Source organism: Ralstonia sp. 1138 (assembly GCF_040544795.1).
GTDB lineage: Bacteria > Pseudomonadota > Gammaproteobacteria > Burkholderiales > Burkholderiaceae > Ralstonia > Ralstonia flatus.
The window spans coordinates 378,102-399,412 of the sequence record NZ_JBEPKQ010000004.1; the positions used below are offsets into that span (position 1 = coordinate 378,102).

General features: G+C 62.6%; 17 protein-coding genes and 4 tRNA genes. 9 read left to right on the plus strand and 12 right to left on the minus strand.

Going from position 1 to position 21,311, the window contains the following annotated elements; translation table 11 throughout:
* Positions 1-77 precede the first annotated feature (77 nt).
* Positions 78-1,451 carry a sigma-54 dependent transcriptional regulator gene (locus tag ABIC76_RS19340; protein ID WP_343548366.1) on the plus strand — a complete coding sequence of 458 codons (1,374 nt, stop codon included), beginning with the start codon at positions 78-80 and terminating at the stop codon, positions 1,449-1,451.
* 107 nt (positions 1,452-1,558) lie between these two features.
* On the opposite strand, the gene ABIC76_RS19345 is transcribed toward ABIC76_RS19340, so the two are convergent.
* On the minus strand, positions 1,559-2,224 hold the full coding sequence (locus ABIC76_RS19345; protein WP_354534933.1) for a hypothetical protein: 666 nt from the start codon (positions 2,222-2,224) through the stop codon (positions 1,559-1,561).
* 378 nt (positions 2,225-2,602) lie between these two features.
* Between ABIC76_RS19345 and ABIC76_RS19350 the strand changes: the two genes are divergently transcribed.
* The 6 genes from ABIC76_RS19350 to ABIC76_RS19375 all read left to right on the plus strand — a co-directional run bounded on the left by ABIC76_RS19350 (position 2,603) and on the right by ABIC76_RS19375 (position 8,557).
* A complete protein-coding gene (locus ABIC76_RS19350) occupies positions 2,603-3,271 on the plus strand; it encodes a LuxR C-terminal-related transcriptional regulator (protein ID WP_009238433.1) in 669 nt (222 codons plus the stop codon).
* Positions 3,272-3,332: 61 nt separating this feature from the next.
* A complete protein-coding gene (locus tag ABIC76_RS19355) occupies positions 3,333-4,199 on the plus strand; it encodes a M90 family metallopeptidase (protein ID WP_354534934.1) in 867 nt (288 codons plus the stop codon).
* A complete protein-coding gene (locus tag ABIC76_RS19360) occupies positions 4,196-4,753 on the plus strand; it encodes a hypothetical protein (protein WP_354534935.1) in 558 nt (185 codons plus the stop codon). Before ABIC76_RS19355 ends, ABIC76_RS19360 begins: the two co-directional genes overlap by 4 nt.
* A 203-nt stretch (positions 4,754-4,956) precedes the next feature.
* A complete protein-coding gene (locus ABIC76_RS19365) occupies positions 4,957-5,217 on the plus strand; it encodes a type B 50S ribosomal protein L31 (RefSeq protein WP_027677659.1) in 261 nt (86 codons plus the stop codon).
* Between the two features lie 183 nt (positions 5,218-5,400).
* A complete protein-coding gene (locus tag ABIC76_RS19370) occupies positions 5,401-7,191 on the plus strand; it encodes an ArnT family glycosyltransferase (protein WP_102066985.1) in 1,791 nt (596 codons plus the stop codon).
* 19 nt (positions 7,192-7,210) lie between these two features.
* Positions 7,211-8,557, plus strand: coding sequence for an MATE family efflux transporter (locus ABIC76_RS19375; RefSeq protein ID WP_354534936.1), 1,347 nt, complete (start codon positions 7,211-7,213; stop codon positions 8,555-8,557).
* Between the two features lie 104 nt (positions 8,558-8,661).
* Here the strand turns inward: ABIC76_RS19375 and ABIC76_RS19380 are convergent.
* From ABIC76_RS19380 to gltX, 4 genes are all read right to left on the minus strand, one after another.
* Positions 8,662-8,738: transfer RNA gene (locus tag ABIC76_RS19380), tRNA-Asp, on the minus strand.
* A gap of 64 nt (positions 8,739-8,802) precedes the next feature.
* Positions 8,803-8,878: transfer RNA gene (locus ABIC76_RS19385), tRNA-Glu, on the minus strand.
* A gap of 119 nt (positions 8,879-8,997) precedes the next feature.
* Positions 8,998-9,073, minus strand: a tRNA-Ala gene (locus ABIC76_RS19390).
* A gap of 126 nt (positions 9,074-9,199) precedes the next feature.
* On the minus strand, positions 9,200-10,597 hold the full coding sequence (gene gltX / locus ABIC76_RS19395; RefSeq protein ID WP_027677662.1) for a glutamate--tRNA ligase: 1,398 nt from the start codon (positions 10,595-10,597) through the stop codon (positions 9,200-9,202).
* Between the two features lie 205 nt (positions 10,598-10,802).
* On the opposite strand from gltX, the gene ABIC76_RS19400 reads away from it, so the two are divergent.
* The gene (locus ABIC76_RS19400; protein ID WP_354534937.1) at positions 10,803-11,759 is read left to right on the plus strand and encodes a patatin-like phospholipase family protein; all 957 of its coding nucleotides are present in this window, start codon (positions 10,803-10,805) and stop codon (positions 11,757-11,759) included.
* Between the two features lie 76 nt (positions 11,760-11,835).
* Here ABIC76_RS19400 and ABIC76_RS19405 read toward each other — a convergent pair whose 3' ends face one another.
* The 5 genes from ABIC76_RS19405 to ABIC76_RS19425 all read right to left on the minus strand — a co-directional run bounded on the left by ABIC76_RS19405 (position 11,836) and on the right by ABIC76_RS19425 (position 18,471).
* Positions 11,836-12,483 carry a C40 family peptidase gene (locus ABIC76_RS19405; protein WP_027677664.1) on the minus strand — a complete coding sequence of 216 codons (648 nt, stop codon included), beginning with the start codon at positions 12,481-12,483 and terminating at the stop codon, positions 11,836-11,838.
* Positions 12,484-12,724: 241 nt separating this feature from the next.
* On the minus strand, positions 12,725-14,380 hold the full coding sequence (locus ABIC76_RS19410) for an ABC transporter ATP-binding protein (RefSeq protein WP_102066981.1): 1,656 nt from the start codon (positions 14,378-14,380) through the stop codon (positions 12,725-12,727).
* Complete coding sequence (locus tag ABIC76_RS19415) at positions 14,377-15,501, minus strand: ABC transporter permease (protein WP_354534938.1); 1,125 nt, start codon at positions 15,499-15,501, stop codon at positions 14,377-14,379. The genes ABIC76_RS19410 and ABIC76_RS19415 overlap by 4 nt, the downstream gene beginning before the upstream one ends.
* A 14-nt stretch (positions 15,502-15,515) precedes the next feature.
* Entirely contained in the window at positions 15,516-16,568 is a 1,053-nt protein-coding gene (locus ABIC76_RS19420) for a microcin C ABC transporter permease YejB (protein ID WP_354534939.1), read from the minus strand.
* Positions 16,569-16,584: 16 nt separating this feature from the next.
* Positions 16,585-18,471, minus strand: coding sequence for an extracellular solute-binding protein (locus tag ABIC76_RS19425; protein WP_354534940.1), 1,887 nt, complete (start codon positions 18,469-18,471; stop codon positions 16,585-16,587).
* A gap of 308 nt (positions 18,472-18,779) precedes the next feature.
* Between ABIC76_RS19425 and fabI the strand changes: the two genes are divergently transcribed.
* Positions 18,780-19,574: an enoyl-ACP reductase FabI gene (fabI, locus tag ABIC76_RS19430; protein ID WP_354534941.1), complete on the plus strand. Its 795-nt coding sequence runs from the start codon at positions 18,780-18,782 to the stop codon at positions 19,572-19,574.
* A gap of 193 nt (positions 19,575-19,767) precedes the next feature.
* On the opposite strand, the gene ABIC76_RS19435 is transcribed toward fabI, so the two are convergent.
* Positions 19,768-19,861, minus strand: a tRNA-Ser gene (locus ABIC76_RS19435).
* 149 nt (positions 19,862-20,010) lie between these two features.
* The gene (locus ABIC76_RS19440) at positions 20,011-21,261 is read right to left on the minus strand and encodes an aspartate kinase (protein ID WP_009238446.1); all 1,251 of its coding nucleotides are present in this window, start codon (positions 21,259-21,261) and stop codon (positions 20,011-20,013) included.
* Positions 21,262-21,311: the final 50 nt, after the last annotated feature.

Here is a 21,311-nt window from a genome sequence, read left to right on the forward strand (position 1 = left end):
AACCATACTGCAAGCCTGCCCTGGCTGAGCCGCCTCGGCAAAGAAGGAACCACACCAAAAATCGAACGGGGGAAACCATGCGCGAAGAGTCGCTGGAATGTGCTGCTGCGTGCCGAACCGTCGTAGTGGCGTCACGTGCGGGGATGGGGGAGATCGACGAGACGATTCTGGGTGCGGACTGGCACGTGCGACGCGTGACGTCAATGCGTGAGCTGGGCTGTGCCATTCGTGACGGCGTTCCCAAGGCGGGGTTGGTCGATTTCGGCAGCGCGTTCTCGGCTGCGGAGCTGGATTTGCTCGAGCGCTGCATGCAGGTGCCGCATGTGGGCTGGGTGGCCGCGCTGCCGCCGGCCATGCTGAATCACGAACGCGTACGCCAGCTCGTGCGCGATTACTGCGTGGACTACGTGCAGATGCCGCTGCGCACCGACGAGGCTGCGTATTCGCTGCGTCACGCCTGGGGCATGGCGTCGCTCGCGCAGGAAGTCACGCCAGCGCCGAAGGCCAATCATGCGCGCATGCTGGGCGAGTGCCCCGCCATGCACGGCCTGTTTCGCGCCATTCGCAAGGTCGCCCAAAACAGCGCACCGGCGTTCATCGCGGGCGAGTCGGGCACCGGCAAGGAGCTGACGGCGCAGGCCATTCATGAGGCGTCCTCGCGCGCAGGCGGCCCGTTCATTGCCATCAATTGCGGGGCGATTCCGCCGCATCTGATCCAGTCAGAATTGTTCGGCTACGAAAAAGGCGCCTTTACCGGCGCGCACCAGCGTCATATCGGTTGGGTCGAGCACGCCAACGGCGGCACGTTGTTCCTCGATGAAATCGGCGACCTGCCGCTCGAGAGCCAAGTCAGCCTGCTGCGCTTCCTGCAGCAAGGCACGATTACGCGGCTTGGCGGGCACCAGGCGATTCCGCTGGACATCCGCATCATTTCGGCAACGCACGTGGATCTGGAAGCGGCCCAGCACCACGGCGGCTTTCGCACCGATCTGTTTCATCGACTGTGCGTGCTGACCTTGTCCGTGCCGCCGCTTCGCGAGCGCGGCAGCGACATCGTGCTGCTGGCCGAACACATTCTGGCGCAGCACGCGAGCGAAGCCTCGCACCGCATCCGCGGCTTCACGCCCTGCGCGTTGCACGCGATGATGCATTACCCGTGGCCGGGCAACGTACGCGAACTCATCAACCGCGTGCGCCGCGCACTGGTGATGACCGACAACCGCAAGATCTCCGCCGCCGATCTGCACCTCGAAGGCTACGCATCCGTGTCGGGCCAGACGCTGGAAGAAGCACGCGAAGGTGCGGAGTCGGATGCCATCCGCACGGCCATCGCCCGCAACGGCTTTCATATGGGCATGACGGCACGCGAACTGGCGGTGTCGCGGGTCACACTGTATCGGTTGATGCAGAAGCACGGCATTCGGGCGGAGCATCCGCTGCATCCGGCTTAGGCATCGTCGCATCGGAGCGATTCCTCTCAGGAGGGCGCGGCTTGAGGCTGCGCCCTCTCGCGTACTTGGATGCGGCAGGAACGCTCGATCAGGACGCCCTCCTTCCCTCATCCGATCCATCCATGACCTGGTTCAATGCACCGGATTGAACTGCGGACGCGGAATAAAGCGGCGGCGCCAGCGCGGCGAACGCCGTGAGATTGGTTTGCATCGTGACCCCACTCGAGGATAGCGGCAGAGAAAAGAGTGCCCGCCGGGGGACGGAGCACGAAACCGTTGAACAGCTGCGGCGACAGGGCGTTCGCAGCACGTTGCGAAAGCGCCACATTTTGGTGCGTGCGGCGTCGCGCAACGCGTAACGAGACTGGCCAAAGACGGTCGCGGCGTCTGGAATCCGGCCTGGCAGCGGGCATATATCGATACACACCCCACTTCCGGGGGGATTGCGCAAGCCCCGTCGCCGTTGGATTGTTAAGCCACGCATGCGACGTACTCAGTTCGCCGTCCGTGAGCGCGGACACGACAGAATCAGTGGATGGATCGAATGCGCGGGTGGGAATGACACCGAAGGCGAGTCGCGCCGGCAACGTATCGGCGAGAACACTTCGAAGGGCGATCAGCAGCGTGATTGCACGCCGCACGATGAAATCGCCGTCTACTCCGGACGCCGGCCTCATGACGACCATGGCCGTGCGATTCGCGACCACTCCCGTCTTCTCGACCGTCCACCCAAACGGCAAACGTCGAGCACAGCGCTGCGCGAATGTCGGCATGGCTCGCTCCTCCCCGAAGGGTATAGAGCGACATCCATGCCATGACGGCTAACGCCTTGTTTTAACGGGATATTTTCCACGCAGAGAACCAAGCAACCCGGCATTGCACGCGATTTTTGTGTCGCGATTGAAACAGCTGGCGCGATAAAAATGCCGCTGCTGACGGGTACAGGCTCTCAGGTGGTCGAATTGCGCACCCTGGCAAACGCTGGGCTACAGTAGCCAGGACTCGGCAACGAAGGTCCCGAGGCATGGCCGTGGCGGCTGTCATTTTTGACTTCCGCCACTAAAATGATTCGGAACGGGGGTCTGCTCCGGCCTGTATCTCGCCTGGGCGACAAGGATGTTCGCAAGATCGGTAACAGGTCGAGAACAACGATGAACACTGTTTTGATCGAAGCCCATCCGTTGGTGCGTACAGGCATTGCGCACCTGCTACGGACGCTCAAGGGCGTCACTGGCGTCACTGTCGTCGAGCCAGACGAAGGGATGTTCGACGCCATCGAAACCAATGCCGACGCGGGCCTTCTTGTCATCGGCCTGCCGCTGCCACATCTCGATGAGCTGTCAGCCATCGGCGAGATCATGCACAGGCCGCACGCGCGCCACGTGGTCGTGCTGGCCGAATCCGAATCGCCCGACATCATCCGCACGCTCATGCAGATGGGCTTGTCCGGCTACACGCTCAAGCATTCGCCCGGCGAAGTCATCGCGGCCTCTCTTGAACTCGTGCTGGTGGGCGGTCAATACATTCCGGCCAGCGCCCTGCTACCGGAGTCGCGCCTGGATGGCGCGCCTAACCCGGCGCTGGCAGGCGATCCGCAGACCGATCCGAAGCTGCTCGGGATTACGCCGCGGCAGTACGAGATTCTGGTGCTGCTCTCGCGCGGGCATCCGGTCAAGACCATCAGCCGCATGCTGAATATCTCCGAAGCAACAGCAAAGGCGCATATCAGCACGCTGTATCGACGCCTGAAGGTCCGCAGCCGCACCGAAGCGGTGTACGTCGCCAATCAGCGCGGCGCGCGCCTGCTCTCGGTCGCCTGACTCCATCCAAAGCGAGAGCGCACGTCGCAGAGTCGCACGCGACGGCCGATATACTGGCCGCATGCTTTCGTCTGTTTTCCGCTGGTTCTCAGGCCGCGCACGTACGCGGCGCCTGGCGCGTTACGCCATCTCCGACGCGCTGTGGTCACGCGCGCTCGATGGCCTGCCCTTTCTGCTCGACTGGTCCGACACGGACCTCGCGCGCCTGCGTGAAACAGCCACGCTCTTCATCGCCGAAAAGGAATTCACCACCGCGCACGATTTGCCGCTCACCGACGACATCGTGATCAGCATTGCCGTGCAGGCCAGTGTGCCGATCCTGGAGCTTGGCATCTCGTGGTACGGCGGATGGCACGGCGTGGTGATCTACCCCGGCGAGTTCATCATCCGCAAGGAAGTCATGGACGAAGACGGCGTGGTCCACAACGTGCGTGAAGAAGCCGCCGGCGAAGCATGGGAGCACGGCCCGGTCATCCTGTCGTGGCAGGACATCGAACTCGGAGGTGCACTGGCCGAGCCCGGCGCGCAGCCGTACAACGTGGTCATGCATGAGTTCGCGCACAAGCTGGACATGCTCAACGGCGAGTCGGACGGCATCCCGGCGTTTTCATCGCGCCTGCATGGCAGCGTCGACCGCGAGCAATGGGCCGATGACCTCTACGCCGAGTACGACGCCTTTGCCCATCGTTGCGAGCAGATTCCGGAGCGCCGGTGGAGCGACGATCCGATCCTGTCGTTGCTCGACCCTTCTGGCGCAGAGCATCCGGCTGAGTTCTTTGCGGTGGCGTCGGAGGTGTTCTTCGTCGAACCGGTGGCCATGCTAGAGACGCTGCCGTCGTTGTACGCGCTCCTGCAGACCTTCTACCTGCAGGATCCGGCACGGCGCGTGCTGGAATCTGAACAACGCCAGGAGGGCTTCCTGCCATGACGATTCGCCAAGCGCTTCGTGCAACGCTGCTCGGTTGCTGCCTCGCTGCCGGTACGGTGTTGGCACAACCCACCGTGCCCGTGGTCCTCAGCATCACCGCGCAATTCGATGGGCAATCCGAAACCAAACGCGTCACGCTTGCGACGGACACGTCCACCACGGGGCAGCACGTTGCCTTGCTCGAACGTACGCATACGTACGACGTGGGCGGTTCCATGCCGCGCAAAGAATGGGAGACGCGCTTCGCCGCCGGCCTGCCCGACGACACGATCCCGCAGGGCTGCGACACCACCACGTGCCAATTCATACGTCACCGCTGGGCCAAGACCGGCGTCGACGTCACCCTGCGGCCGATGGTCGTGTCGGGCGAGTTTCAAACACTCTCCATCGGCGTAACGCTCCATCGGTTCCAGCCCTCCCCCGACGCGGAGGCCCCTGCCCGGGTCGATACCTGGACACGCAACCTCGACACCTCGTTGCGCATCGGCGACACCAAAACGATGGATCTGGACGGCCACGGCGTGCTGACGATCGAGCGCTTGGCCGCGCCGTGATCGAAATAGGCTTGATTAGTCACTTTTCGATACGCCGGCACGACGGATTTTGCGGCAAGCGCGTTGCTCAAGCCTTTGTTTCTCTGGCATAATTCTCGTTTCTCCACCCGGCAAGTGATTCGAGGGCTGGTCGCACGGTGGCTCCTACCCTTTGAGCACCTGAAGCGCGCCGCGAATTGGCTACCTCTACCCCAGGGCCCATCATGAAAGAAGGCATTCACCCGAATTACCGCGAAGTCGTGTTCCAGGACATGTCCAGCGACTTCAAGTTCATCACCCGCTCGACCATCCAGACCAAGGAAGTGATCACGCTGGACGGCAAGGAATATCCGCTGGCCAAGATCGAAGTCTCGTCCGAATCGCACCCGTTCTACACGGGCCAGCAAAAGGTTCTGGACACGGCCGGCCGCGTCGAAAAGTTCCGCAACAAGTTCGGCAGCAAGATCGGCAAGGCTGCCAAGTAATACCGGCGCCGGAGACGGCTCAGCGCATGACCCGCTCAGTGCAGACCGTCTCAGTGGTCAGAAAAAGGCAGCTCCGGCTGCCTTTTTTGTTTCTCGGCACATGGTAGGCCATTGATTCGGCCCCTCTTTACGATCCGCACGTCGCTGTGCAACCCCGGCCGGGCTCGCCCGGTCTGACACTCGATGAACACCACCCGCGTCTCGCGCATCCGCCTGACTGCCGCCGCCACCCGCGAGTTGCCGCGCTGGCTGCTGCTCGCCATCTGCGTCATCTACGGCCTGTCGGGGCTGTTCTCGCGCGACCCGTGGAAAAACGAAGACGCCGCGGGCTTCGGCGCAATGTGGACGCTGGCCACGGGCAATGCGCAGGACTGGCTGATGCCCAACATCGTCGGCCGCCCGATCGTGCAATCGGGGCCGCTGGTGTTCTGGATCGGTGGTGCCTTCATTCGCCTCTTCGGACAATGGCTAGGGCCGGCAGATGCGTCGCGCCTGGCCACCGCGCTCTTCTTCTTCGTCACCAGCGCGTGCATTTGGTATGGCGCGTATCTGCTGGGTCGCCGCGCAGAAGTCCAACCCTTTGAATTCGTCTTCGGCGGCCAGCCCAACACGCGTGACTACGGCCGTACGCTGGCGGATGGTGCGCTGCTGATCTTCCTGGCCTGTGTGGGCCTTGCGCAGCGCGGCCACGAGACGACGCCGCTCGTTGGGGCGCTGTGCTTCGTGGCGGTCGCGGTGTATGGCTTGATCCGAGCGCTCGACAAACCGGTGCACGGCAGCCTCATCTACGGCATCGGCATCGGTTGCCTGTCGCTGGCTGGCGGCCCGATCCTGCCATTGGCAATCACGGTGGCCGTATTGATCGCCGCACATGCTACGCGCGTGGTGCCACTGCGTCCGCTGCTGACAGTGGCGCTGCCCGTGTCGCTCGTACTCGGCTGCTCGTGGCCGGCAATGGCGTACTTGCTGGCGAATAATCCGACTGACGCCGTGACCTATATCCGCGAATGGGCGCGCTTCGATCGCCACCAATACGCGGGCCCGACCGCCCATTCGCTTGGCTTTGTCGCACGCAACCTGCCGCTGTTTGCCTGGCCGGTCTGGCCGTTGGCCGCATGGGCGTGGAAGAGCTGGGGCGGCATGCGTACCGCTCCGCATATCACGCTGCCGCTGGCTGTCTTCCTGCCGCAATTTGTGTTGCTGCTCATGCAGCCTCATCCGGGCGACGACGGTTTCCTCTTGCTGATTCCGCCGATGGCCGTGATGGCGACGTTCGCGCTACCCACGCTCAAGCGTGGGGCGATCAGCGCAATCGACTGGTTTGCGCTGCTGGCCTTCACCATTCTAGGCGGCACCCTCTGGCTGCTGTGGATCGCCAAGATGACCGGCTTTCCGCCTCAGCTTGCGCGCAACGTGTACCGCATCGTGCCGGGCTATCGCCCCGAGTTCAGTTGGACTGCACTGGTCTGCGCGCTGCTCGTGACTGCGGCGTGGGTGCTGATCGTCGTCTGGCGCACATCGCGCGCGCCCAAGGCCATCTGGCGCGCGGTGGTGATCTCGGCCGCCGGCACCACGCTCATGTGGGTGCTGATGATGACGCTGTGGTTGCCCACCATCAACTACGCCAAGACGTACCGCGATGTCGCGCAGTCCGCCGCCCTGGCGCTGCCGCGCACCTACACGTGTGTGCAGCCGATCCGCATGGGCGATGCGCAGCTCGCGTCGTTCGCATACTTCGGCCATATCCGTTTTGGCAGCGCCGAGGACAACTGCGACATCCTGCTCCGTCATGACCCGTATGACTACGGCGCGCCGACAAGCGTGTCGAACTACGAGTGGCGCCTGATCTGGGAAGGCCGCCGCCCCGCCGACCGCGACGAGCACTTCCGCATGTACCGCCTGACCGAGGCTGCTGCCGCCACACATCCGCCGCCCACACCGGCCACCACACGCCGACGCAAGCTGCGCCCGTAACGCATCCGGTAGCACGCACATGTTTGTCGCCGACGTCCGCCGCATTACCGCACTGGCTTGGCCGGTACTGATCGGCCAGTTGGCTGTGATTGCCTTCGGCGTATTGGATACGGCGATGGCGGGCCGCGCCTCGGCGGCGGATCTTGCTGCCATCGGGCTCGGCGGGTCGATCTACGTGACGGTCTACATCAGCTTGATGGGCGTGCTGCAAGCGCTCTCGCCCATCGCCGGACAACTGTACGGCGCGCAAAGGCACAGCGAGATCGGCGAGGAAGTGCGCCAGGCTGTTTGGCTCGGACTGGTGCTCGCGGCGATCGGCATGCTGATCCTGTGGTTCCCTGCCCCACTTCTCCAACTGGCGGACGCCACGCCGGAACTCACCGAGAAAGCCACCGCCTACCTGCGGTATGAAGCGCTCGCGTTGCCTGCAGCGCTCGGCTTCCGGATCTACTCCGCGCTGAACAACGCGTTGTCGCGGCCTGTGATGGTGACGGTGCTGCAGCTTGCCGGCCTCGTCCTCAAATTTCCGCTGAATGCGCTGTTCCTGTATGGCGGCATGGGCATCCCGGCGATGGGCGGCCCGGGATGCGCACTCGCCTCGATGATCATCAGTTGGCTCTGGTTTGTCGCTGCGGCTGCCATCCTGATGCGTAATCCAGCGTACAAGCCGTTTGCGATTTTCACGCAGTACTCGCCGCCCCATCGGGCGCGGCTGTGGGCGCTGGTACGCCTGGGTGTGCCGATGGGCTTCACCTACCTGATCGAGATCACGTCGTTCACGTTGATGGCGATCTTCATCGCACGCCTTGGCACGGTAGTCCTGGCAGGACATCAGATTGCCGCCAACCTTGGCGCGGTGGCCTACATGGTGCCGCTGTCCCTGTCGATCGCGACATCGACACTGGCTGCGCAATCGATCGGCGCGCGCGATCGCGTGGCGGCCCGGCGCATCTCGTTGAACGGCATCAGGTTGGCGGTGATGTGTGCGGTTGTCGTTGCCGCGGCGGTGTTGTTCCTGCGGCGGGAGCTGGTGGGGCTGTATACGACCGATGACGCTGTTCTGGCGGTTGCAGTGCCGCTGCTGCCTTTCATTGCCTTCTACCAGATGTTCGATGCGGTGCAGGTTATGACGGCGTTTATCCTGCGCGCATACAAGATCGCGCTCATCCCGACCGTGATCTACGCACTCTCACTGTGGGGCGTAGGCCTGGGCGGCGGCTATGTGCTCGGATTTGGACTGCTGGGGGACGTTGCGACGGCACTGCGTGGCGCAGCCGGGTTCTGGGCGGCCAATGCGCTCAGTTTGATGGTGGCCGGCGCGTTGCTGCTCAGCTATTTCAATCGCGTCAGCCGCACCGCCGATTAAAGCAAGCCATTCGCGGCCGCTTTAAAACGACATCAATCCGGATCGACTGGAATTGAATAGAAAGCGCAAAAGAAAAAACCCGCTGCAAGCAGCGGGTTTTGATTTGGCGGAGCGGACGGGACTCGAACCCGCGACCCCCGGCGTGACAGGCCGGTATTCTAACCGACTGAACTACCGCTCCGTGTCGGTTGCAAAATCAGCTAGAGACTGATTTCGCTAATGAGCTTCTGGTTAAGCTCTTGTTTTGGCGTCCCCTAGGGGATTCGAACCCCTGTACTCACCGTGAAAGGGTGATGTCCTAGGCCTCTAGACGAAGGGGACAGAAACTGTTTTGCAACGCTTTCTGTCTTACGCTGCGAAGTCCGCTACTATAACGAACTTTTTTGCGTTTTGGAAGCCTCTTTTCAAAATTTATTTTTGAATCGAATCTTCCGGCATTTTGGTGGAGCTAAGCGGGATCGAACCGCTGACCTCTTGCATGCCATGCAAGCGCTCTCCCAGCTGAGCTATAGCCCCAAGGTACTGCCTTTTACTGCTTGCTTCTTACTGCATTTCGCTTCGTGTTGCAGCGAAAACAAGAGTATAGGGGAAGTGTTTAGCGCTTGGCAATACCCTTTCGCAAAAATTTTTGAGCCGCATTCATCACGCAGCCAAGCGACGCAGAACAACGTCGCGACCGAACAGTTCCAGCACGGCATCAATCGACGGCGTTTGCAGTTGGCCCGCCACCAGCAAGCGCACCGGCATTGCCAGCTTCGGCATCTTCCAGCCCTGTGCAGCCAACACTTCCTTGAAGGCAGCGCCAATGGCCTCGCGTTTCCACTCAGGCAGCGCGCCGAGCTTCTCTGCCAGCGCGGCAATGCCAGGGCGTACGTCGTCGGTAAGATGCTGCGCGGCCAGTTCCGGCTCGACGGTGATATCCGTGCGATAGAACAGCAGCGCCGTCTGGGCGACTTCACGGAGCGTGTTGGCGCGATCCTTCACCAGCGCAATCACGTCGGCCAGCACGGGGCCGCCATCGACCTTGCCACCCAGCTCTTCAATGAACGGCTTCACCAGATCGGCCAGGCGCGCGTTATCGGCCTGCTTGATGTAGTGGTTGTTCAGCCAGGCGAGCTTTTCGGGGTTGTATTGCGCCGGCGACTTGCCCAGGTGCTCGAGGTCGAACCATTCGATGAACTGTTCGCGCGAGAAGATCTCGGCATCACCGTGGGCCCAGCCCAGGCGGGCAAGGTAGTTGACGATCGCCTCGGGCAGATAGCCCGCATCACGGTAGCCCGTGACGGCCATGGCGCCGTGGCGCTTGCTCATCTTCTCGCCCTGCTCGTTGAGCACGGTCGGCAAGTGCGCGTAGACCGGCGGCGTACCGCCGAGCGCGCGCAGGATGTTGATCTGGCGAGGGGTGTTGTTGACGTGGTCATCGCCGCGGATCACGTGGGTGATCTGCATATCCATGTCGTCGACGACCACGCAGAAGTTGTACGTGGGCGTGCCATCGGGGCGCGCGATCACTAGGTCGTCGAGTTCGTCGTTGGAGATTTCGATGCGGCCCTTCACGGCGTCGTCCCATACGACGCTCCCGCCAATGGGGTTCTTGAAACGGATCACAGGCTGCACGCCGGCCGGCGGCGTCGGCAACACCTTGCCAGGCATAGGGCGCCAGGTGCCGTCGTAGCGGGGCTTCTCGCCGCGCTCGCGTTGCGCTTCGCGCAGGGCGTCAAGTTCTTCGGTGCTCATGTAGCACGGGTAAGCCAGTTCCTGCTGCACCATCTGCGCGACCACGGCGCGGTAACGGTCCATGCGCTGCATCTGGTAGAACGGACCTTCGTCGATATCCATGTCCAGCCACGCCATCGCCTCCAGGATCACGTCGACGGCTTCCTGGCTGGAGCGCTCCACGTCGGTGTCTTCGATGCGCAGGATGAAATCGCCCTTCATCTTGCGTGCGAAGGCCCACGGATAAAGTGCCGAGCGGATGTTGCCAAGGTGGATGAAGCCGGTGGGGCTGGGGGCGAAACGAGTGCGGACGCGCTGTGTCATAGGAATGGCTGAACGAATAAGGCCGCGTGAGCGAATCCTGAGCGCGGATCCTGAGCGGCCTCTATCAAAACCGAAATTATAGCAACCGAGCTGCGCCTGTCTGGCCGATCCGTCGCCGAACTTTGGCACAATGGCGGCCGGCCGCAGCGCGCTCGGGTACGACCGAACACCACTGCGCGACATACCCAACCGCCCCAACCTCCTCATGCAACGCCGCCTCTTCCTGGGCGCCGCCGGCGCCTCGATGCTCTCCGCCTGCACCGTGACGGGCTTTTCGTCCGGCAAAACCGAAACGCCCGTGACCCCCGCCACGGCCGTGCTTCCGCCCACGGCCCAGCCAGCCACGCAGCCCCTGCGGATCGGATTGGCACTGGGCGGCGGCGCCGCGCGCGGTTTTGCGCACATCGGCGTGATCAAGATGCTGGAAGCCCAGGGCATTCAGATCGACTTCATCACCGGCACGAGCGCGGGTAGCGTGGTGGCGGCGATCTACGCATCGGGCATGTCGGGGCTGGAGATGAATCGCATGGCACTCAAGATGGACGAGGCCATGATCGCCGACTGGGCCCTGCCCTTCGGCACGCGCTTTGGCGGCTGGCTCAAGGGCGAGGCACTGGAGAAATACATCAACCGGCTGGTCAAGCAAAAGAGCATCGAGCAGATGCGCATTCCGCTCGGCATCGTCGCGACGGACTTGGCGAGCGGCAAGCCGATCCTCTTCCGGCGCGGCAATACCGGTCAGGCGGTGCGTGCGTCCTGCAGCATCCCGGGCGTGTTCCAGCCGGTAACGATCAGCGGTCGCCAATATGTGGACGGCGGCTTGGTGGCGCCCGTGCCCGTTACCTACGTCAGGCAGATGGGCGCGACGTTCGTGATTGCAGTGAACATCTCGGCAGACCCCGCCAACCAGGCGGTGTCTGGACAGGCCAGCATGCTGCTGCAGACGACGGCCATCATGGGCCAGAGCATCAGCAAGACGGAGCTGGCCCAGGCCGATGTGGTGATCACGCCTTCGCTGCCGTTTGTGAAGGGCAGCGACTTTACCGCCCGCAACGAGGCAATCCTCGCAGGCGAGCAGGCTGCCCAGGCCGCCATGCCGCTGCTGCGTGAGAAGCTGCATCTGACGCAGACCGTCGTGGGCGCCCCGCTGCCACCGCACTGACGCCGCCGTCAGCAGGCAACAAAAAAGACCGCCGCAGCGGTCTTTTTTCTATTGCGTGACAGCGAATCCCAGCGAATCAACCGCCGTACATGGCCAGCGGCTTGCCGGCGGCGTTCGGGTCGACGCGCTTGAGTTGCTCGACAAAGTTGTCGGCGCCGTCCTTGATTGCGGCACCGGAGTTGCCTTCGATGCGGCGGGCACCGTTGTAGCGCGTCACCCAGTACGAGGCGGTCATGTCGTCCACGCGGATCTTGCTGCCGGTGGACGGTGCGTGCACAAACTTGTTGTCGCCGATGTAGATACCGACGTGCGAGAACGTGTGGCGCATGGTGTTGAAGAACACCAAGTCGCCCGGACGCAGTTCAGCCGTGTCCACGCTGGTGCCGACGCGGCTCATTTCCACGGCGCGACGCGGCAGCAGGAAACCGAACGTGTCGTTGAAAACGTAGCGGACGAAGCCGCTGCAGTCGAGGCCCGATTCCGGCGTGTTGCCGCCGAAACGGTAGCGCAGCCCGATCATGCCCAGGGCGTTCATGACCACGTCGCCGGTCTTGCTCATCACGTTGGAAATGAGGCCCGGCTTGGCTTCGGGCTTGACGTCGGCGCGGACTTCCGTGTCCTTGAAGACCGTATCAGCATGCACTGCATTCGACACGATCACGCCGCAGCCGATCACAACCCCTACCGCCAGGCGCGCCATGGAATGAAGTACGAAATGCTGCATTGGCTCTCCCTCGGAAACTTGTAATGATGCGGTCGACATACGCCACCGCAAATGAGAACAGTCCGAATCTTGTTAAAACAATCTCGCAGGATGATAAAAGTGACACTTTGACTTGTCAAAGGTCGTTACAAATTCTTCGGAATCCACATGCAAATCATGTACTTAGACATGACTTTAGATGCGCATTCTTACAAAAACAGCGCGTCCAAACTGCACTGCCCTGGGGCGAAAACGGTGGATTTTACGGGTTATCCCGGGAGGGGATGAGCGAAGCCGCTGCCATCAGCTTGCAGGTGTACGGGTGTGAAGGCGACGCCAACACCGCTTCGGTGTCGCCCTCTTCCACCACTTTCCCGTCCTTCATCACCACCACGCGATGTGACATCGCACGAATGACCGCAAGGTCGTGGCTGATGAATAGATACGACAGGTTGTACTTTTTCTGAAGGGCTGACAGCAGCGAAAGCACCTGCTGCTGGATCGACACGTCAAGTGCCGAAGTCGGCTCATCGAGCACCAGCAACTGCGGCTTGAGGATCAGCACACGCGCAATGGCGATGCGCTGGCGCTGCCCACCCGAGAATTCATGCGGATAGCGGCCTAGCGCCGTGCGGTCGAGGCCCACTTCGCGCAGCGCCTCGATCACGCGGTGACGGCGCTCGGTGGCGTTAACGTGCGGTTGGTGCAGCGCCAGCCCTTCGCCGACGATCTCCTCAATCGTCATGCGCGGCGACAGCGAGCCGTACGGATCCTGAAAGACCACCTGCATGCGCGCGCGCACCGCCCGGCGCTCGTCGCGCGAAATGCGCAGCAGCGAGTTGCCCAGGAAACGCAGGTCGCCGCTCTTTGCCGTTTGCAGGCCCAGCAGCGTCTGCGCGAGCGTCGTCTTGCCGGAACCGGATTCGCCGACGATGCCGAGCGTCTCGCCTTCGCGCAGTTGCAACGACACGGCATCGACCGCGGTGAAGGGGTCAGTCCGGAACCAGCCGGCAAAACCGGGGCGATGGCGTTCGTAGGTGACGGTCAGCTTGTCGGCTTCGAGCAGCACGGGCGCCAGTGGCACCAGCGGCAGCACATCGCGCTGCGGACGGCTCTCGAGCAGGCGCACGGTATAAGGATGCTGTGGCGCGGCAAACACGTCGGCCGTGTTGCCCGTTTCGACCAAGACGCCGCGCTCCATCACGCCGACGCGCTCGGCAAAGGCACGGACCATGTTCAGGTCGTGCGTGATCAGCATGATGGCCATGCCGAATTCGGCCTGCAGCTCGCGCAGCAATTGCAGGATCTGCATGCGCACCGTCACGTCGAGCGCGGTGGTCGGCTCGTCGGCCAACAGGAGCTTGGGCGAACATGCCAGCGCCATGGCGATCATGGCGCGCTGTCGCTGACCGCCTGAAAGCTGATGCGGGAAAGCGTCAAACCGGCGCGGCGCCTCGGCGATGCCGGTGCGTTCCAGCAGCGCAATCGCTCGTGCCTTGGCGGCGCGCTTGTCCAGGCCTTCGTGCAATTCCAGCGTTTCGACGATCTGGTTGCCGATCGTGTACAGCGGGTTGAGCGCCGTCATCGGCTCCTGAAACACCATGGCGACGTCGGCGCCGCGCAGGCCGCGCATTTCGCGCTCGCTGGCGGCCAGCAGGTCGCGGCCTTCGAGCAGGATGCGGCCGCTGTAGTGCGCATCGGCCAGCAGTCGCATGATCGATAGCGCTGTCACGGACTTGCCGGAGCCCGATTCCCCCACCAACGCGAAGCGCTCGCCGGCGTGCAAGTCGAGCGAGACATGCTTGACGGCTTCCGTCACCTCGCCGTGCTCGGATTCGAAATTGACGCACAGGTCATCCAGGCGCAGCAGCGGACCGTCGTACTTCGGGGCGGAGGCACGCAGATCAACGCGGGTCATTTCACCCCCGCCGGTTTCTGGCGCGTGCGCAGCTGCGCGAATGACAGGCGCGTGTCGAAGGCATCGCGCAGCGCGTCGCCCATGAACGTCAAAAGCACGAGGGTCAGCACGAGCACCACGAAGGTCGACAGCGAGATCCACCACGCATCCAGGTTGGCCTTGCCTTGCGCAAGCAGCTCACCCAGGCTCGGCGTCGATGGCGGTACGCCGAGGCCAAGGAAATCCAGGCTCGTGAGCGCGAGAATGGCCGCGCTCATGCGGAACGGCAGGAAGGTAATCACGGGCGTCAGGCTGTTGGGCATGATGTGGCGCCACATGATCTGCCAGCTCGACAGGCCCATCGCCCGGGCAGCCTTTACGTAGTCGAGCGAGCGGTTGCGAAAGAACTCCGCACGCACGTAATCCGACAGGCTCATCCAGCCGAACAGCGACAACAGGATGATCAGCAGCCCGAGGCTGGGCGTGAAGATCGACGCGAAGATGATCAGCAGATACAGCTCGGGCATCGAACTCCAGATTTCAATCAGCCGCTGCGACACCATGTCGAAGCGCCCGCCGAAGAAGCCCATCAGCGCGCCCGTGAGCGTGCCGACCAGCACGCCGAGCACGGTCAGCGCCAAGCCGAACAGTACCGACACACGGAAGCCATACAGCAGCCGCGCAAACACATCGCGGCCGCGATCATCCGTGCCGAGCCAGTTTTCCGCTGAAGGCGGTGCCGGATTGGGCTCTTTCGAAAAGTAGTTCAGCGTCTCGTACGAATACGGGTTGGGCGGGTAAATCGCAAAGCTGCCGGGCTCCTTGAACTTGTCTCGGATGAACGGATCGAGGTAATCCGTCGGTGTCGGAAAATCCCCGCCGAAGGTCGTTTCGGGGTAGGTCTTCACGATCGGGAAATACCAGTTGCCGTGATACCTGACGACCAGCGGCCGGTCATTGGAGATGCACTCCGCGCCCAGGCTGAGCACGAACAGCACGACGAAGATCAGCAGACTCCAATAGCCCAGCCGATGCTGCTTGAAGCGACGCCACGCGCGCTTGAGCGGCGACGGCGAATGGCGCACCGGATGCGGCGCTGCCGTGTTGGATGCATGCGTGGAAGCGCGCGAATACTGGGTCATGGTTGCCGGCCCGCCTATCGCCCAACCGAGCCAAAGTGGATGCGCGGATCGACCAGCACGTAGCACACGTCGGAAATCAAACGCGCCGCCAGGCCAATCAGCGTGAACAAGTACAGCGTGCCGAGCACGACCGGATAATCGCGTCGCATCACGGCCTCATACGAGAGCAGCCCCATGCCGTCGAGCGAGAACAGTTGCTCGATCAGCAGCGAACCTGTGAAGAATGCACCAATGAACGCCGACGGGAAGCCCGTCACCAGCGGCAGCAGTGCGTTGCGGAAGATGTGCTTCCACAGCACGCGCCGCTCCGACAGGCCCTTGCTACGCGCGGTCAGCACGTACTGCTTGCGGATTTCCTCCAGGAACGCGTTCTTCGTCAGCATGGTGATGACGGCAAAGCTGCCGACCACCGACGCCATGACGGGCAGCGTGATGTGCCAAAGGTAATCGGTGATCTTGCCGAGCAGGCTGAGCTGATCCCAGTTGTCGGACGTGATGCCACGGATCGGGAACCACTGGAAGAAGGTACCGCCGCCAAAGAGCACCAGCAGCAGCACGCCAAGGACAAACCCCGGGATGGCATAGCCGACCAGCACGATGATGCTGGTCACCAGATCGAACCGGCTGCCTGCGCGCACGGCCTTCGCAATGCCGAGCGGCACCGCTATGAGATACGTGAGAAAGAACGTCCACAGGCCGATCGAAATCGATACCGGCAGTTTCGACTTGATGAGATCCCACACGCTGCGGTGCTGGAAGTAGCTCTCACCCAGATCGAAGCGCGCAAAACGGCCAAGCATCAGGAAGTAGCGTTCGACGGGGCTTTTGTCGAAACCATACAAGGCGCGGATTTCCTTGATCTTCTCGGCGTCGACGCCCCGACGCCCGCGATAGTCGAACGCGCCGCCACCGCTGGCCTCGCCGCCACCGCCCCGCCCCTTCATCTCCATCATCATCTGCTCGACCGGCCCGCCGGGGACGAACTGGATCACGACAAACGTGAGCGTGATCACACCGATCAGCGTCGGGATCAGGAGCAGCAACCGTTTGATCAGGTACGCGAACATGGTGTCACCGATGCGGTCATTTGGCAGCCGATTGGGCGGATTCCGGCATCCGCCACCAGGCCGTCAGCACCCAGGCCTCGGCCGAGTAGTAATACGGCAAACGATCCGGGTACATCAGGTTCTTGTTGTAAGCCACGCGGTGCGAGGCCGAATACCAGTGCGGAATCACATAGCAGCCTTGCATCAGCACACGGTCGAGCGCGCGCGATGCCGTGATCAGCTCGTCGCGATTGTCGGCGCGCAGCACATCGTCGATCAGCGCGTCCACGGCAGGCGATTTCAGGCCGATCACATTGTCCGAGCCGGCCTCGTCAGCCGCCGCTGACCCGAAGCGGTCCTTCAGCTCGTTGCCGGGGCTTTGCGAATCCGGAAAGCGCAGCGAGATCATGTCGAAATCGAACTCTTCCAACCGCTTCTGGTAGAGCGCGAAATCGGTCATACGCTGGTTGACCTGGATGCCGAGCTTCTCGAGGTTGCGCGCATACGCCGCCATGACACGGCTCATGGCGCCGCCGTCGTCGAGCATCTCGAAGACGAACGGCTCGCCCTTGCTGTTGCGCAGCGCGCCGTCCGTGTAAGTCCAACCGGCCTGGGCCAGCAGGCGACGCGCCTGCCGCAGGTTGTCACGCAGTGAGCTGGGGGGATCCGTCGAAGGCGGGGCGGACAGCACGCCAAACACGTCCGGGTCGAGCTTGCTGCGTAGCGGCTCCAGCAGCGTCAGCTCACCCTTGCTGGGCGTGCCCGTGAGCGAATCCGACGCGGCCAGCTCGCTATTGGCGAAGTAGCTGTCCAGCCGGCGATATGCGCCATAGAAAAGCTGTCGATTGAGCCATTCGAAATCGAGCGCCAACGCCAGCGCCTTGCGCACGCGAAGATCCTGAAACAGCGGCCGCCGCAGGTTCATCACAAAGCCCTGCATGCCCGCGCCATTCCGATGCGGGAATTCGCTCTTGATCAACTCGCCGCTGCGGAACTTCACGCCGACATAGCTCTTGGCCCAGTTCTTGGCGCGGTACTCCACCATGGCGTCGTACTCGCCAGCTTTGAACGCCTCCAGGCGGGCGGTTTCGTCCTTGTAGAGCTTGTACTGGATGCGCTCGAAATTGAACGAGCCACGGCGCACGTTCAGGTCACGCCCCCAATACTCGGGATTGCGCCGAAAGGTGATGCCGCGCGACGGATCGAAGCGCTCGACCACATACGGCCCGCTGGCCACCGGATCCTGGAAGGTCAGCTTGTCGAATGCGACATCCTTGCCGCCATCCGGGTCGTCGGGCTTGCCGCTGGCCTTGCCCCACTTGGGCGAGAACACCGGCAGGCCGCCGACGATAAGCGGCAGCTCCTTGTTCTTGCGCTTGAAGTCGTAACGGATGGTGCTGGCGTCCACCACAGTCACCTTGGCCACATCCGCGGTCATGCTGCGATAGGCGGGACTCGCGCCCTTGCCCATCAGCATGTCGTAGGAGTACTTGACGTCCGACGCGCGCACGCGATCGCCATTGGAGAATCGCGCACGCGGGTTGATGTGAAACGTGACCGAAAGTTCGTCAGGTGCGACTGCCACGTCGTCCGCAAGCAGGCCATAGCCGCTGGCGGTTTCGTCCCAACTCGTAATGAGCAGACTTTCGAACACCAACTGATTCAGGCCCGGCGCCGACGTCCCTTTGATCGTGAACGGATTGAACTTGTCGAAACTCGTGCGCCGGTCCGGATTGCCGAGCAGCAGCATGCCGCCGATGGGCGCCTTCGGGTTCAGATAGCCGAAGTTGGAGAAACCGGCCGGATACTTGAGGTCGCCATATTCGGCGTAGCCGTGTGCCGCCCGGGTGGGTGTCGCGCAGATCGCCGCCAGCAGGCTGAACAGCGCCATGAATCGCTTGTGTGCCACAACGCGCACGCTCATTGCGCCCCTTGCCCCCAAAGTCCTTGCATGCGTTGATCCGATTGATCGCTGTCTGAAAAACTGTTTTCGACGATTCTAACGCCCTCACGCGGCAATCCCACCAATTCCGGCCCGGGATCGTCCCGCATTGACAAGGCTGGCGGGGATTGTGCGGCACTGCGCAAATGGGCAGGCGCCCCGCGCTTTCCGGTATGATCGCGCCCACCTAATTGCCTCGTGCCCCGGATGCCGACGCTGCGCAGCCGCAGTGACGAGTGACCACAGCAACATACGGGCGCGACGTTGCCCCACATTTGTACGGAGAAACCATGGGATTCCTCGCTGGCAAGCGCATTCTGATTACCGGCCTTCTGTCCAACCGCTCGATCGCCTACGGCATCGCCAATGCCTGCAAGCGCGAAGGCGCGGAACTGGCCTTCACCTACGTCGGCGAACGCTTCAAGGACCGCATCACGGAATTCGCCACCGAGTTCGACAGCAAGCTGGTGTTCGACTGCGACGTCGGCAGCGATGAACAGATTGCCAAGGTGTTCGAAGACCTCGGCCAGCACTGGGGCCACTTCGACGGTCTGGTGCATTCCATCGGTTTTGCACCGCGCGAAGCGATCGCCGGCAACTTCATCGATGGCCTGTCGCGCGAATCGTTCCGCATCGCGCACGACATCTCGGCGTATAGCTTCCCCGCGCTGGCAAAAGCTGCGCTGCCGATGCTGTCGTCGAATGCTTCGCTGCTCGCCCTGACGTACCTGGGTGCTGAGCGCATCGTCCCGAACTACAACACGATGGGCCTGGCCAAGGCGTCGCTGGAAGCCGGCGTGCGCTACTTGGCCGGCGCGCTCGGGCCGAAGGGCATTCGCGCCAACGGCATCTCCGCCGGCCCGATCAAAACGCTCGCCGCGTCCGGCATCAAGGATTTCGGCAAGCTGCTGAAGTACATGGAAGACGTGGCCCCGCTGCGCCGTAACGTCACGATCGAGGAAGTCGGCAACGTGGCCGCGTTCCTGCTGTCAGACCTGGCCAGCGGCGTGACCGGCGAGATCACCTACGTCGATTGCGGCTTCAACGTGACCGCAGGCGTGCCGGAGAGCGTCGGTCAAGGCTGATGCATGGATGCGCGCGTCATCTTCGGATGGGGCGCGCATGTCAGGCTGCGCGGCCTACAGAGCAGCAGACAAAGAAAAAGCCCGCATGGCGCAAACCATGCGGGCTTTTTTGACGTGCAGTGCAATGCGAGCCGTCACGTCAGCTCGACTCGCATCCGCCTGTTATGTGCGCTTCCCGCGAGAAGCGCCAAACTGGCGGAGACGGAGGGATTCGAACCCTCGATCCAGGTTTTGGCCCGGATGCTCCCTTAGCAGGGGAGTGCCTTCGACCTCTCGGCCACGTCTCCCAAACTTGCGTCACACGAAGGAGCCCGTGCAACGAAGCGCGTATTCTAGCCACTTCACCCCACCCGGTCAACGACAACTGCATGACACGCGGTGAGAATCTGTGGCCTGCGGGGTCGCCACCCCGGCCATCCGGTGCCGGTTCAGACGATTACGCCTGATCCAGCTCGAACGCCTTGTGGAGCGCGCGCACGGCCAGCTCCATGTACTTCTCATCGATCAGCACCGAGATCTTGATTTCCGAGGTGGAGATCATCTGGATGTTGATGCCCTCTTCCGACAACGTGCGGAACATCTTGCTGGCGATGCCCACGTGCGAGCGCATACCCACACCCACCACCGACACCTTCGACACCTTCGGGTCGCCCGACACGCTGGCTGCGCCGATGTGCGCCTTCACGCTGTCGTTCAGGATCGCCAGGGCGCGCTGGTATTCGCCGCGCGGCACGGTGAAGGTGAAGTCCGTCTTGCCTTCCACCGACTGGTTCTGGATGATCATGTCGACGTCGATGTTGGCGTCGGCGACCGGACCCAGGATCTGATAAGCGATGCCGGGCTTGTCCGGCACACCGATCACGGTGATCTTGGCTTCGTCGCGGGCAAAGGCGATGCCGGAAATGGCGGCGGCTTCCATGTTCGAATCTTCCTCAAAAGTAATCAGCGTGCCCGAGTTCATCTCAACATCGAGCGGCATCAGCGGGTCGGTCAGCGACGACAGCACGCGCGTCTTCACGCGGTACTTGCCGGCAAACTCCACCGAGCGAATCTGCAGCACCTTCGAGCCAAGGCTGGCCATTTCCAGCATCTCTTCGAAGGTGATCTTATCCAGCCGGCGAGCGTCGTCCACCACGCGCGGATCGGTGGTGTAGACACCGTCGACGTCGGTGTAGATCAGGCATTCCTCGGCTTCGAGCGCAGCGGCCACCGCCACAGCCGAGGTATCGGAACCACCACGGCCGAGCGTGGTGATATGGCCTTCGCTGTCGATGCCCTGGAAGCCCGTGATGACGACCACGCGGCCCGCGTCGAGATCCGCGCGCACGCGCTCGTCGTCGATCGACTGGATGCGCGCTTTGGTGTACGCCGAATCGGTCTTCACCGGTACTTGCCAGCCGGTGTAGCTGCGGGCGTCGATGCCTTCGGCATGCAGCGCGATGGCCAGCAGGCCCACGCTCACCTGCTCGCCGGTCGAGGCAATCATGTCGAGTTCACGCGGGTCGGGTTGGGCCGAAATCTCTTTGGCCATACCCAGCAGGCGGTTGGTTTCACCGGACATGGCCGACGGAACGACCACGATCTGGTGACCTGCACGGTGCCACTTGGCAACGCGCTTGGCGACATTCTTGATGCGTTCAACCGAACCCATCGAGGTGCCACCGTATTTGTGAACGATGAGAGCCATCTTGGAAAGATCAGGAGGAGGCGGAGCGGTGCAAAAGCTTTTGAAAATAC